Source organism: Natronobacterium texcoconense, assembly GCF_900104065.1.
GTDB lineage: Archaea > Halobacteriota > Halobacteria > Halobacteriales > Natrialbaceae > Natronobacterium > Natronobacterium texcoconense.
In genome coordinates this window covers 965407-978155 of record NZ_FNLC01000002.1, presented here as the reverse complement: position 1 = coordinate 978155, position 12749 = coordinate 965407, and the positions used below count along the sequence as shown (strand labels likewise).

The window sequence follows — 12749 nt, the reverse complement described above, 5'->3', positions numbered from 1 at the left end:
GTTACTCTTTGAGTGCTCCTTCGGTCAATCCGCTCACGATTCGTTCCTGTGCGACCACGACGAGGATCAGCATCGGCAGGACGCCGACGATGCTGGCCGCCGCCATCAGGTTGAAGTCCGTCGTGTACTGGGTCTGGTAGCTGAGAATTCCGCCTACGAGTGGCGACCACTGCTCGGGCTCGTTCTGCAACGCCATGATCGAGCTGAAGAAGTACTCGTTGTAGACGGCGATGAACGTCAGGACGGCCGCAGTCGCGACGCCGGGTGCCGACAGCGGCATGATCACGCGAAACAGCGCGCCCAGCCGCGTCGTCCCCTCCACGCGTGCCGCATCCTCGAGTCCGTCCGGAATCTGCGAGTAGAACGTGGTGAGGATGAAGATCGACAGCGGCAGGAACAGCGCGCTGAAGGGCATGATCATCGAGCCCGGCGTGTTGACCAGCCGCGGCGACTCGAATAGCTCGATCCCCAGGAACGGAACGACGACCGCGTTCCCGAGGAACGCGTCGAACAGCGGCACCAGGAACGCCGCCGGCGGGAAGTACGAGATCGCCAGGATCGCGAGCATCATCAGCCCGCGACCCGGGAACTCGAGCCGGCCGAAGACGTACCCTGCGAGACTCGCGAGGATCAGGACGATGATCGTCGTCACCGTCGCGAGCACGAAGCTGTTGAACACGTAGAGGTGGAACGGCACCTGCTGGAACACCTCGACGAACGCGGTGGGGTTGACGTCGTTCGGATGGACGTGAGGGAATTCGACGCCGACGAATGGCAGCGACCAGTCTCCCTCGAGAATCTCGTTGTTCGGCGTCAACGCGAGCACCAGCAGCCAGTAGAACGGGAACAGGGTCGTAACGAGGAAAAACAGCGTCACGACGTAAAATAGCGCCCTGTACAGTCGGCCGCGTTTGTCGGGATCGGTGACGACGTCTCGAGTCCAACGCTCGAGCGGCCCGAGATTCTCTTCGTCGTCGGTCGACCGCGACTGTGGTTGGCTCGTCGCCATCTCAGAACCCCTCCTTGTACTGCTGGTAGACGACGCCCATGGCGGTGATACCGATGATGAGAGCCGTCACGAACGCGATCGCGGACGCGAGTCCGCGGTTCGTGTTGAACGATTCGACGACCATACACGACAGCGACGGCACGGTGGTACAGTTCGAGACGGAGTCGATGAGCCCGTAGACTCGCATCGCGTCGAGCATCCGGAACAGCACGGCGATTCCCAGTGCTGGCAGCACCAGCGGGAACGTGATCAGCTTGAACTGCTGCCACTTGCTCGCGCCAGCGACCTTCGCGACGTCGTAGAGGCTCCGGTCGATGCTCTGGAGGCCGGCGAGGATGAGCAACGCCATGAACGCCGTCGTTTTCCAGATGTCGGCGACGATGACGATCAACAGCGAACTCGCCGGATCGTTGAGCGTGTTGTTCTCCGCGACCAGCCCCCAGTTAGCCAGATACTCCGTCATGAATCCGGTGCTGGGGTGGAACATCAGGTAGAAGATCATCCCCTGGATGACGATCGGGATCGCCCACGGGATGATGATCGCGGCGCGGACCCAGCGACGGCCGCGAAAGTCCTGATCCAGAACCAGTGCCTGTCCGAAGCCGATGATCGTCTCGAAGAAGACGCTGACGATGGTGAAGAGCAGCGTCACGGCGAGTGCGCTTCGGAGCCAGCCGTCGACGTGGACGAACGGAAAACTCCCGCTGGTGCTCACGTCGGGCAGGAACGTCGTCGTTCCGGGCATCCGGGCGTCGGCCTCGCCGGTAAACAGCGCGACGTAGTTCTGGAAGCCGACGAACTCCGGATCCGACAGCACGTTCTGGTACAGCGACAGCTCGAACGTCCGCAACAGCGGATACAGCGCGATCGCCGTCAGGAGGAGAAACACCGGCGTCAACAGCAGGTAGGCAAACCCCGTCTCGCCGAGGTTCTCCATCCAGCGAGTGAACGCGACGAGTGGGCCCGACCGGTTCGTCTCGCGAACCGGGCCGGCCGTCCGTTCTTCGGTCCCCATCCTTACCCTTCGATGTCCTCGAGGCCGCCCTGGAGGTCAGCAGCCGCTTCGTCGGGCGCTTTGTCCCCGGCGACTGCGTTGTTGACTTCCTCGGCGATGAGCGTCGCCTGATCGGGCCAGACCGTCGTTACGGGGCGTGGCATCGCGTTCTCACCGGCCACGCGCAGTGTGTCCATGTACTCGCCCATCGGATCGATTGCTTCCGCTTCTTCGGCGTCGAAGAGGTCCGGCTTCGGCGGAACCCACCCCCAGAGTTCGAACATGTCGAGGTTGAAGCTATCTTCCATCATTGCCTGCAGGACCTGGGTTGCCTCTTCCTTGCGCTCGGAGTGTGGGTTCAGCGTCATGTGCCAGCCACCGAGCGCGGCGGTCGTTCCGCCGGTACCGGGTTGGGCGGCCTCGTCTTCGCTGACGCCGTAGGGAATCGGCATCGCCCCGTAGTCGTCGACGTCGAGCAGGTCCTCGTCGTCGCCGACGTTCTGGTTGATGGCGTACGGCCAGTTGCGCTGCATCACCGCGCTGCCGTTGAGGATCGCTTCGCGGGCGTCTTCTTCCATCCAGGACGTGATATCCGAGGTCGCGAGTCCGAGCGGGTAGTCGTCGTTCGTGTAGTCGTCGTGTTCGTCCGCGACGAACGTCCGCATCATCTCGAGGCCCTCGACGAACTCGGGTTCGTCGACGGTCACGGGCCGGTCGCCGACCGGTCCGAAGAGGTTGTCGAAGCCGCCGAAGTAGGCGCCGCCGAACGAGGACATGACCTCGTTCCACGTACAGCAGGCAGTTCCCTCGTAGATGTCCCACTGGGTGGCGAGGCCGTAGTCGGCGTCGGAGGCCTCGACGATCTCCTCCGTAACCTCGGCCCACTCTTGCCAGGTCATCGGCTCGGTGGCCCACTCCTCGAAATCGTCTTCGTCGTAGCCTGCTTCCCGAGCGTAGTCCTTGCGGTACTGCATCGTCGGGTAGTCCGGGAAGATCGGAATCCCGTACAGGTCGTCGGTCTCGGGCTCCCGTGCCGTCGCGGTAAACGCCTCGAAGTAGTCGTCCTCCACTCTCGAGAGCGCGTCGTCGTCGAGGTGGTCGCTGAGGTTCTCGATGTCGCCGCGCTGGATGAAGACGTTCACCCAGCCGTTGTCCATCAGGAGCAGGTCCGGTTCGGTCTCTTCCGCCTGGAGCAGTTGCGTGTAGGTGTCCCGTCGTTCACCGGTGTCTTCGGCACCCGACTGGAGTTCGATCTCGATGCCGTCCGCTCCGTTCTCGTGGAGCAGGTCGACGAACTCGTCACCGACCTCCGAAACCATGTTCGGATCCAGGCCGAGCGTCACGGCGTCGGCCGAGGCCTCGGCGCCGTCGCCGTAGATACATCCGGCGAGGCTCACCGTTGCACCGCTCACACCGGCTGCCTTGACGAACGTTCGGCGTGAAACGCTCGATTTCCGCTGTCCATTCCCCTGTGAGTGTTTCTCACTCATAACAGGTAGTTTGAGAGTCTTTCATATTTATACTTAATGATCAAGTACAACAGGTGTAGTTAATACGGTGGGTTTTGCGGTAGGGCGGCGAGACGACGGTAGAGCGACCGCTACTCGAGGGAAAGCAACAGCCGATACGTCCAGCACTGCGTCCGAAAACGGTCGCGGCAGTTAGTCGATCGATTCGATCGTGATCCGGGTCGCCTCGAAGTCCTCGATCATCGCTCCCCAGCCGCCGACGGTGTACGTTTCGTCGTCGGTGGCCAGCGTCAGTGACGCCTCGCCCGCCAGTTGCGAAAGCGGCGCTCCCCGATCGTCGCTCGCCGAAATGCCGGCGTAGGTGACGTCGACGATCCGTCCACGCTGAGTCACCCCGTGGCCGGTGCCCGTCTCGAAGCCCCGAATCGTCGCCTCGATCTCGTGTCCCCCCTCGAGCAGCGGGACGACGTCGCGGAGACAGTGCCGGAGGTCGACGTAGGTGATCGGCGGTTCGTCGCTGCGAGAGGAGTAGATCGTCTCGTGGACCTCCCAGAGACAGGTCTGGAAGTACCAGTTGAAGACGTACGCGTGGGTTCGGTCGTTGACGATGACGCCGTACTCGTTGGTTGACCCCCCGTGGGGCGAGAAACACGTCCAGGACCGGTCGATTAGCGCGACGAACGGGGACGGGATGGCACGATGGCGCGCCTCCGTACACGTCCGGGCAAGTACGTCGTCGCCCGGAAGCGACGGATCGCTCCCCAGCGACGGGAACAGACAGACCTTGACGTCGACACCGTTCTCGGTCGCTTCCTCGAGTGCGTCCTCGAGGTCGGCGAACTGGTGTGGCGTCAGCCCGATCTGGACCTGGTTCGTGGCCGAACGGATCAACTCGTCGGCCCGCGTCAGCACAGTATCGAGCCGTTTGACGATGCTGACCTTGTGCTCCTCGAGGTCCGGTCGACTCCAGCGGTCTTCGATTTCGTCGGCCGCGGTCTCGAACCGGTTGGCCCGCGTTCGCAGATCCGCGAGCACGTCTGCCGGATCGTGGGCCCGCGCGTGCAGACTGTCCTGCTCGTAGGTCTCGACGTAGCCTTCCTCCTCGAGGCCGCGCAACACGTCGTAGATCCGTGGGTCGGGGACCGAACTGGCCTGGGCGACGTCGGTCGCCGACGCGGAGCCGAGTTCCAGTAACGTCACGAACGCGTCGGCCTGGTAGGGTGAGAGTCCCGCATCCTCGAGCGTCTCGGTGAGTTCCGTTCTGTCCATGGTGATCACCGCCTCGAGGACGGCGAGAGTGTTCGACCACGCCAGCCGAGACGACCGGAGAAGTGGCGATTCGGGGCGGGAGTTCGACGGAAGAGCCGGGAACCAGGGCCCGCTCGCGACGACGCGTCACGCAGTCGTCGTCCGTATGTCTCCGTCTCGATCATTCGTGACAGGAAATAACACCTGCCGTAAAAAAGAGTATCGCTGGCGCTACACTCAAGGCGGTTCGTTTGAAATTCACGCCGTATGATCGATTCGCTCGAGCGGGTTCGCCGGCCGGAGTACACCGGCGAGAACCGCTGCTGGCCGTGTACGGTCACGAACGGTCTCCTGCTCACCGTTCCCGTCGCCGTCGTTGCAGTTCTCGGGCAGTGGCTTCTCGCGGCAGCCATCGGCGTCGTCGGCACTGCTGGTATCCTCCTTCGGGGGTACGTCGTCCCGTACACACCCCGGTTTGCCCCTCGGCTCGCCGCGGCGCTCCCGGTCGAGGCGTTCGACCACGACGGTGGCTCCGATCCCGGTTCGCTGTCGGGATCGGTCGACGAAACCGGACCGAGCGGCGAGACGGTCCTCGCCGAACTCGTAGAGTCCGGCGTCGTCCTCCCGGAAGGCGAGCAACTCCGCCTCGAGTCCGAGTTCCGGGACGACTGGCGCGAGGAGATGACGTCGTTGCGCGACGTCGACCTCGAGACGCTCGCGGGCGTCGCCGACGACCTGACTCCATCGTCTATCGAGGCGAAGACGAGTCGCGTCTGGGACCGCTCGCAACTCGTCCTCGAGAGCGACGCCGGGCCCCCGGTGACGCTCCGTCGGGGAGTCGCCGTCGCCGAACTCGCCGCCGTGTGCGCACTCGAGTCCCGCGTCGACGACGCGGCGGTCCGCCGCGCTGCCGGTCGACCGCTCCGGTCGCTGCTGGCCGAGTGTCCGCTCTGTGACGGGGAGTTGACCGTCAGCCAGGCGAGTTGCTGTGGCGAGGCGACGCCGGTCGGGAAGACACCCTCCGAAAAACTGCTCTGTCCCGCGTGTAACGAACGCTTTTTCGTCTTCGACGAGTCGGCGGCCTGACTATCGCCCGTCCGTAAGCGACGTCACGCCCGCACGATCCGGTAGCGCCGCCATCGCACCGGCTGCCGTCGTCGCCTCGGCCCCGACCGCGTTCGCGAACGCGAGCGTCTCCTCGAGGCCTCGCCCATCGGACAGTCCTGCGATCGTACCGGCGACGAACGCATCTCCCGCACCGGTCGTATCGACGACGTCCGGATCGAATCCGCGATGGCTCGCGACTCCCTCCCACTCACCTCCGCCGTCGGCGACGGCGATCGCACCTGCGTCGCCACGGGTGACGAATACGGCCGCTGGACCCGCTTCCATCGCGTCCCGTGCGATCGCTTCGGGTGAGTCGCCGGCAAAACCCAGCCGCTCGAGTTCACCCACGGTGGCTTTCAGCACGTCGACGTTCGCCAGCGCCTCGCGGACGACCGACCGATAGGTCTCCACATCCGGCCACAGTTCCGGTCGCTCGTTCGGATCGAACGAGACCGTACACCCCCGCTCGGCGGCCCGCTCGAGCAGATCCAGCGTCGCCTCCCGCGAGCGACCGTTCGAGAGCGTCACGCCGCCAGCGTGGACCCACTCGCACTCTGCCAGCGTCTCGTCGTCGATCCGACCAGGCTCGAGTCGGGTATCGGCCGTCCCGTCGCGGTAGAACGAGAACTCCCGGTCGCCGGTCTCGTCGTGGGTGACGAACGCCAGACTCGTCTTCGCCGCCGGATCGGTCTCGAAGAAGCGATCCGGGAGACCCTGCTCCTCGAGCGTCTCCAGGAGGTACTGCCCGAAGGGGTCCTCGCCCACGCGCGTCCAGAACAGCGGCGTCCGCTCGAGTCGCGAGAGTGCCACGGCGACGTTCGCTGGCGCGCCACCGGGTCGCCGATCGAATCCCTCGACGCTCGAGATCGGACCGGGTTCCTCGGGGAGGAAGTCGATCAGCGTCTCGCCGGCGACCAGTATCTCGTGGCTCATGGCTCGCTTTTCGACCTGCCGTCCACAAGACGTTACGGATCGCGCTCGAGGGACGTCACTCCTCGTCGTCCCAGTCGATCGCGGCCGTCCTCTCGGCGTGTCGGAGGATGAAGGGACCGAGCGAGCCGGTCCGCTTCGAGATCGTCGCGATCCGAAAGACGTAGGCCGCAAGCAGGAAGAACGGCACGAGCGCGATAGTCGTACATGCGCTGACGAGCCACACGAGGTTGTCCACGCCGAGCGTTGATCCCGGGACCAGCCCCGGGTCGAGGTACAGCACCGTCGCCGTCGCGACGACCACGCCCGGCAGTCCGGCGTACAGGATCGACCGCGTGAGATGAACCAGCTCCCACTGGAAGTACAGCGACTTGAAGTGCTCGAGCGCAGGGCCAAACAGCGTCAGCGAATCGATCAGGTCGTCGAACGCCTCGAGTTCCTCGTCGTCGAGACTCTCCTCGTGTTCGTCTCGCAGCCGTCGAACGGCGTAGATCTTCCAGGAGTAGTTGTAGTTCAACCCCGACCGAAGGACGCCGAACTCGCCGAAGTCGGAGGTCTCGAGTTGCGCGTAGATCTCCTCGGAGTTCCGACAAACGTTCTCGACCAGTCGGTCGGTACGGCTCCGGAGCGCATCGTCGGCGCTGTCGGCGACGGCCTCCTGCAGTCGCTCGGCCCGGTCGCTGCTCGTCGTGACGAGCGCCTGCAGAAACTGGGCGGGATCGGGCGGGCCGACCGATCCGAACAGCTCTTCTACCTTCCGTCGGTACTCCATCGCCTCGCTCATCCAGCCGTGCTGGTCGCCCAGCCGCCCGAGTTCCTGGGAAAGCACGAGCTGGTTGATCGCGACGACGAGCGTCACACCGGTCAGTAGTGCCGCGATCAGCGCCTGGAACGCCGTTTCGACGGGGGAACCGTGCTCCATCACCTCCCGAAGCGGCAGGGCAACCGCTCCGAGCGCGACGAACGTGACGAACGTCAGGACGGACAGCACGCCCGCGAGTAGCCACCGGTTCGCGTCGAGCAAGACCCAGTGGGCGATCCGGCTCTCGCCGGTCCGTCCCCTGAGCGTGTCGCTCGAGAGCGGGTTCTTCATACCCTACGTTCGACTGGCGGACGAAAAGCCGTTGAGCCTGAAACGAGAGGGACCGTCAGTCGTCGGCCGGTGCCGCGGTGCCGCGTTCGACGTCGATATTGCCGTCGTCCAGGTCCTGCTCGACGTTGCGGGCTGCCTCGACCATGTTCGCCATCTTGCCGTAGGCGACCTCTCGCGGGAGAAGTTTCACGCCACAGTCGGGCGAGACGACGAGCTGCTCCGGCGGGACGACCTCGAGCCCTTTCTTGATGTTCTCTTCGATCTGTTCGACGGACTCGACTTCGGCGACGTGGACGTCCGTGACGCCCAGTGCGAGGTCGGCCGTGAACTCGGGGTCCTTGAAGACCTCGAGCTGGTCGTAGTCGCCGTTTGCCAGTTCGAGGTCGAACTCGTCGACGGGGAACTCGAGGATCTCGGGGTAGATACGGGAGTAATCGCCGTAACAGACGTGGAGGCCGATCCGGACCTCTTCGGGGATGTCGGCGACGATGCGCTCGAGTGCCTCGCCGACGATGGCGTGGTCGTCGGGCGTGGTTGCGAGCGCGGGTTCGTCGATCTGGATGTAGCGAGCGCCGGCTTCGACGAGTTTCTCAATTTCCTCGTTGACGAGGTCGGCGAGGTCGTAGGCGAGTGCCTCGTCGTCGTCGTAGGCCTCGTTGAACGACCAGTTCGCGAGTGTGTACGGGCCCGTGATGGGGACCTTGACCGGGCGGTCGGTCGCGCTCGCGGTGAACTCGTACTCGTCGACGAGCCAGGAGTCGGTGTACTCGACCTCGCTCACGACGCTCGGTTTGTCGAAGTAGTTGTGTCCCCACACCTTGACGGGTCCGTTGAACTCGTAGCCCTCGATGCGGTGGGCGAAGAACTCGACCATCTCGTTGCGCCGCATCTCGCCGTCGACGACGACGTCCAGGCCAGCGCGTTCGTGTTCGTTCGTGATGAGGCGGGAAGCGTCGTCTTTAGCCTCCTGCCAGTCGTCCTCGTCGAACCCGTGGTCTGGGTCCTGGTAGAGCTCTTTCGCGCGGTTGAGCCACTTGGGTTTGGGGTAGCTGCCGACGACGGTCGACAGCAGGAAGTGGTCGTTCTCGTGGTCGTCCGGTCGGAACTGATCTTTGTTTCGGCTCATGCTGCTTTCACCTCCGCGAGGTCCGCGGCTTCGGCAAGGACGGCGAGTTTCTCCTCGAACTTGGCGTATGGCAGGTAGAACGTCTCCGTGTTCGTCGTCAGGTAGACGGTCTCGAACTCGGAGACGGGAATCTGGTCGTACACCCAGTCGACGCGGTCGCGTACCGCTTCGGGGTCCTCGACGAGCGTGTTCTGGCCGTCGACGAGTCCGAGCGAGATATCGTCGGTCGCACCGTACTCCTGGACGTTGTAGAGGTTGTCCTCCTGGTTGGCGACGAAGTCGAAGCCGACCGCGTCGATATCGGCGTCGAGCAGGTGTGCGTAGACTTTCTCCTCGAGTGCGCCCCAGTAGGGCTGGACGACGACGTCGGCGTCCGTGGCGCTTGCAACCTGATCGATCGCTTCACTCGCGCGTTCGTCCTGGCCGTCCTCGGGTGCCGACTCGACGAGCGACGGCTCGAGCAGGAACAGCGTCTCTACCTCGGGGAACGCCTCGGCCTCGCCCGCGAGGAAGTCGGCGATGGCCGCGAGGAAGTCGGCCTCGTCGCCGTAGTGTTCGTCGGTCGCGAGGTCCGCGAGCGAGTAGGGGCCGGGGAGGACGGCCTGCAGGTCGCCGTCGGTCAGTTCGGCTGCGGCCTCGAGTTCGTTCGCGACGTCGCCGGAGAAGTCGAGATCGCCCTGGACGACGGGGTCGCGGTAGAAGTTGTTGTTGTCGTAGTAGCGGACGATCCCCTGGGTGTCGACGGCGTCGTGGACGGCCAGTGGGTGTGCGAGCATGTCGTCCCAGCGAAGCTGGCCCTCGGCGATGCGATCGAGGTTCGCGTCCTCCTGAACGTCGATCACCTCTTCGCGGGCCTCCTCGTAGGCCGCGGTGATCTCCTCGCCTTCGTCGCCGCTGACGAGGTCGTGTTTCTGGTGGCCTTTCAGGTCCGAGAGGTCGTCTTTCGCCCAGTCCGGGAGCGGAAAGAGCCCCGGTGTGGTCGAAACGTACTCAGTCATCGTACGGCGGGGTAGGCTATACCGACGCTTAATATTTTCCATCCATATTAATGCCCTACAGTAATTCGGGTCCGGTTCGAGCGCCACGGCGGAAGACAGCCTGCTGCAACCCAGCGCGACCAGCAACGGATGTTTTTCTACTGATGGGACGAACGCCTCCGTATGTCCGGTCGGTCCCGCTGGTCCCTTCGACTTCGCCTGGTGGGGACACTCACGATACTCGTCCTCGTCGCAACGGGCGTCCTCGCCGTCGTCGCCTGGGCGCTGTTCGCCGTCGCGTCCGCACTCGGCCTCACCGGTTCGTCCGCCGAGGCGGGAACGCCGCTTCCGCTCGCGGGCGGGACGGTCGTACTGGCGGCGTGCCTGCTCCTCCTCGTTCACGGTCGGTACGGCTATCGCCGAACGCTCGAGTCGGTCGACGCCCGACCCGTCGAAGACGGCGACCCCCACGGCCTTCGCGAGCGCGTCCGTCGGTTCGCACTCGCCGCCGGCGTCGAAGAGCCGTCGGTCGCGGTCGCCGACACCGACGAACCGACCACTTTCACCGTCAGCAACGGCACCGACGCGACGGTCGTCGTCACGACCGGCGCACTCGAGACGCTCTCGGCCGACGAACTCGAGGCCGTCCTCGCCCACGAGGTAGCCCACCTCGCGAACCGGGACGCGACCGTCGCGACCGTCGCCGCGACGATCGGGTCGATCTCGGAAGGGCTGTTCGCCCGCGAGCGACGGCTCGGCGAGTGGATCCGATTTCTGCTCACGATCGGCTCGGTCACGATCGTGCTGGCACTCGTTGCGATTCCGATCGTCGTCCTCTCTGCGTTCTACCTGCTAGTTAGCGTTCTCGCGCGTACGGTGCTCGCGATCAACGCCATCTCCGTCGGCTTTCACGCCCGCGCTCGAGAGTACGCCGCTGACAGAGCCGGCGCGGAACTGGTCGGCGATCCCGCTGCGCTCGCATCCGCACTCCAGACGCTCGACGGCGCTGGACCACCCAACGAAGACGCCCGCCGGCGGTCTCACGCGAGCGCGACGCTCGGCATCGTTCCCTACGCGCTGGGGGAACGAACTGATGCCGACCTCCTCGAGGAGTCGTCGCTCTCCCGGTGGATTCCCGACGCGGACAGCGAACTCGACCGCGCCGAATTCGTGGCCGTGCTCTCGAGACTGTTCGGGCGCATCGGTCGGGCACTCGAGTGGCGACCCGCGACGCATCCGCCGGTCGAGAAGCGAATCGAGCGGTTGCGGAACATGAGCCGTGAGCGAGTCAGGACCGTCGAAACCGGATAGTGCTTCGAATACTATTTCAGTGTCACGTCTGACACGAACGATATGGTAGTCGAACTCGTAGCCGGGTTTCTCTTCTTCGTCGTGGCGTCCTATGCTGGAACGAGGCTCGCCCTGTGGCACCACGATGGCGGTCGGTTCGCCGATACCTGGCTCAGCGACTGGACGACGCCGAACCACGACGAGTACATCGTAGACGACTCAAAAAAGGAATCCAGTGACGCTCGAGACCGAAGCGAGCGGGATCGATAGGCTCGCGCGCCGAACTGTGGTTTACTCGAGGGCGAGCAACGCGTACTCTTCCTCGTCGACTTCGGCGACGACGTAGAGCACGCCGTCGTCGAGGATCGGACCGGGTCCGACCCGTCCTGCGAACTCCTGTCGGAATCGGACTGCGGGGCCATCGTCGGGATTGCCGCCGGGCGTCGGATCCAGCGCGTACAGGGCGTCGCCGCCGACGAACACCGTCTCGCGGCCGTACGCCGGCGCGGTCTGTGACCAGTCGCCGACGTCGTACTCCCACCGGTGGGTCCCGTCGTCGGTATCGAGTGCGTAGAGGTCGTCGTACCCCCTGACGAAGACGAGGTCGTCGACGACGCCGATACCGTGATTTGCCCCACCAGTTCCCGCCGTCCAGGACACCTCGATGCGAGTCTCGCCGGTCAGCGCATACGTATTCCCGTCGCGACAGTTGACGTAAATCGTGTCTCTATCCGCAGTCGGCGGCAGTCTCACCGGTGCCGGGAGTTGCCACCGTCGCATCCCGACTCCGTCCTCCCCGAGCACGTAGACCATCCCCGCTTCGGTGGCGACGACGATGCCGTAGCCCATGAAGAACGCGAGATGGTCGAGGATCTGTCCGTAGACGTCGCGTCGCCACGCCTCTTCGCCGGTGTCGGCCTCGAGCGCGACGACAGTCTCGCCAACGCCACAGACCAGTTGATCTCCTGCGTAGGTCGCCGGCGACGTTACTCGTCCCGGCAGCTCGAACTCCCGTTCCCACAGGAGATCGCCGGTGTCGGCCCCGAGTGCACGAACCGTATCGTACGACGAGACATAGACGACTCCGTCCCGGACCAGCGGTAACTGTCTGGCGTCTTCGACAGCCCACAGTTCGTCACCGTCGGTCGCATCCAGGGCTCGAAGCGTTTGTGGCGGGTCGAGCAAATAGACGACCCCGTCGGCGACGACAGGTGGATCGAACGCGAGTTGGGGAACCTCGACGCGCCACTGCTCAGTTACACCGTCGACCGGTGCCTCGCCGTCGGAAACTGCACGAGTGTTGTTGGCGTTACAGCCGAAACTCGACCACGAGCCGTTCGCACCGAAGACGTGGCCGTCGGGATCGGGTAGTTCGTCGACGCCCGACGGTGGGGGTTCGTCCGGCGTCGGCGACTGTGCCTGTTCGCCAGTTATACATCCCGCAATAGCGGCGCTCCCGGCAACGACGCTAGCCAGGAGATTCCGTCGAGTGGAGGGCATCTCTTC

The 12749-nt window shown here is 64.7% G+C and carries 12 protein-coding genes; 3 read left to right on the top strand and 9 right to left on the bottom strand.

The genetic code is table 11. From position 1 onward, the window contains the following. Position 1 precedes the first annotated feature (1 nt). From BLR35_RS12180 to BLR35_RS12165, 4 genes are all read right to left on the bottom strand, one after another. On the bottom strand, positions 2-1009 hold the full coding sequence (locus BLR35_RS12180) for a carbohydrate ABC transporter permease (RefSeq protein WP_090382191.1): 1008 nt from the start codon (positions 1007-1009) through the stop codon (positions 2-4). A 1-nt stretch (position 1010) separates the two neighbouring features. Continuing rightward, a complete protein-coding gene (locus BLR35_RS12175) occupies positions 1011-2024 on the bottom strand; it encodes a carbohydrate ABC transporter permease (protein WP_090382188.1) in 1014 nt (337 codons plus the stop codon). A 2-nt stretch (positions 2025-2026) separates the two neighbouring features. Continuing rightward, the gene (locus BLR35_RS12170; protein ID WP_090382185.1) at positions 2027-3493 is read right to left on the bottom strand and encodes a substrate-binding domain-containing protein; all 1467 of its coding nucleotides are present in this window, start codon (positions 3491-3493) and stop codon (positions 2027-2029) included. Between the two features lie 171 nt (positions 3494-3664). Beyond that, positions 3665-4741 (bottom strand): TrmB family transcriptional regulator, encoded by a 1077-nt coding sequence (locus BLR35_RS12165; protein ID WP_090382183.1) that lies wholly within the window; start codon positions 4739-4741, stop codon positions 3665-3667. Positions 4742-4987: 246 nt separating this feature from the next. Between BLR35_RS12165 and BLR35_RS12160 the strand changes: the two genes are divergently transcribed. Then, positions 4988-5806 (top strand): DUF8054 domain-containing protein, encoded by an 819-nt coding sequence (locus BLR35_RS12160; RefSeq protein WP_090382181.1) that lies wholly within the window; start codon positions 4988-4990, stop codon positions 5804-5806. On the opposite strand, the gene BLR35_RS12155 is transcribed toward BLR35_RS12160, so the two are convergent. The 4 genes from BLR35_RS12155 to BLR35_RS12140 are packed head-to-tail and all read right to left on the bottom strand — an operon-like array spanning position 5807 to position 9974. Beyond that, positions 5807-6760 (bottom strand): carbohydrate kinase family protein, encoded by a 954-nt coding sequence (locus BLR35_RS12155; RefSeq protein WP_090382178.1) that lies wholly within the window; start codon positions 6758-6760, stop codon positions 5807-5809. It abuts the gene before it with no gap. Between the two features lie 55 nt (positions 6761-6815). Next, positions 6816-7850, bottom strand: coding sequence for a DUF7972 family membrane protein (locus BLR35_RS12150; RefSeq protein WP_090382176.1), 1035 nt, complete (start codon positions 7848-7850; stop codon positions 6816-6818). A gap of 55 nt (positions 7851-7905) precedes the next feature. After that, a complete protein-coding gene (locus BLR35_RS12145) occupies positions 7906-8976 on the bottom strand; it encodes a methionine synthase (RefSeq protein ID WP_090382173.1) in 1071 nt (356 codons plus the stop codon). Then, entirely contained in the window at positions 8973-9974 is a 1002-nt protein-coding gene (locus BLR35_RS12140) for a 5-methyltetrahydropteroyltriglutamate--homocysteine methyltransferase (RefSeq protein WP_090382171.1), read from the bottom strand. Before BLR35_RS12140 ends, BLR35_RS12145 begins: the two co-directional genes overlap by 4 nt. A 162-nt stretch (positions 9975-10136) precedes the next feature. Here BLR35_RS12140 and BLR35_RS12135 point away from each other — a divergent pair, with 162 nt between their 5' ends. Together BLR35_RS12135 and BLR35_RS12130 are read left to right on the top strand one after the other, a co-directional pair. Further along, positions 10137-11264: a M48 family metallopeptidase gene (locus BLR35_RS12135; protein WP_090382167.1), complete on the top strand. Its 1128-nt coding sequence runs from the start codon at positions 10137-10139 to the stop codon at positions 11262-11264. A gap of 42 nt (positions 11265-11306) precedes the next feature. Next, positions 11307-11513, top strand: coding sequence for a hypothetical protein (locus BLR35_RS12130; RefSeq protein ID WP_090382166.1), 207 nt, complete (start codon positions 11307-11309; stop codon positions 11511-11513). A gap of 21 nt (positions 11514-11534) precedes the next feature. Here BLR35_RS12130 and BLR35_RS12125 read toward each other — a convergent pair whose 3' ends face one another. Then, a complete protein-coding gene (locus BLR35_RS12125) occupies positions 11535-12743 on the bottom strand; it encodes an outer membrane protein assembly factor BamB family protein (protein ID WP_090382164.1) in 1209 nt (402 codons plus the stop codon). Positions 12744-12749 lie beyond the last annotated feature (6 nt).

Excerpts from the sequence above, each read along its gene's own strand:
- BLR35_RS12180 (WP_090382191.1), bottom strand. The coding sequence starts at position 1,009 with ATGGCGACGAGCCAACCACAGTCGCGGTCGACCGACGACGAAGAGAAT.
- BLR35_RS12175 (WP_090382188.1), bottom strand. The coding sequence starts at position 2,024 with ATGGGGACCGAAGAACGGACGGCCGGCCCGGTTCGCGAGACGAACCGG.
- BLR35_RS12170 (WP_090382185.1), bottom strand. The coding sequence starts at position 3,493 with ATGAGTGAGAAACACTCACAGGGGAATGGACAGCGGAAATCGAGCGTT.
- BLR35_RS12165 (WP_090382183.1), bottom strand. The coding sequence starts at position 4,741 with ATGGACAGAACGGAACTCACCGAGACGCTCGAGGATGCGGGACTCTCA.
- BLR35_RS12160 (WP_090382181.1), top strand. The coding sequence starts at position 4,988 with ATGATCGATTCGCTCGAGCGGGTTCGCCGGCCGGAGTACACCGGCGAG.
- BLR35_RS12155 (WP_090382178.1), bottom strand. The coding sequence starts at position 6,760 with ATGAGCCACGAGATACTGGTCGCCGGCGAGACGCTGATCGACTTCCTC.
- BLR35_RS12150 (WP_090382176.1), bottom strand. The coding sequence starts at position 7,850 with ATGAAGAACCCGCTCTCGAGCGACACGCTCAGGGGACGGACCGGCGAG.
- BLR35_RS12145 (WP_090382173.1), bottom strand. The coding sequence starts at position 8,976 with ATGAGCCGAAACAAAGATCAGTTCCGACCGGACGACCACGAGAACGAC.
- BLR35_RS12140 (WP_090382171.1), bottom strand. The coding sequence starts at position 9,974 with ATGACTGAGTACGTTTCGACCACACCGGGGCTCTTTCCGCTCCCGGAC.
- BLR35_RS12135 (WP_090382167.1), top strand. The coding sequence starts at position 10,137 with ATGTCCGGTCGGTCCCGCTGGTCCCTTCGACTTCGCCTGGTGGGGACA.
- BLR35_RS12130 (WP_090382166.1), top strand. The coding sequence starts at position 11,307 with ATGGTAGTCGAACTCGTAGCCGGGTTTCTCTTCTTCGTCGTGGCGTCC.
- BLR35_RS12125 (WP_090382164.1), bottom strand. The coding sequence starts at position 12,743 with ATGCCCTCCACTCGACGGAATCTCCTGGCTAGCGTCGTTGCCGGGAGC.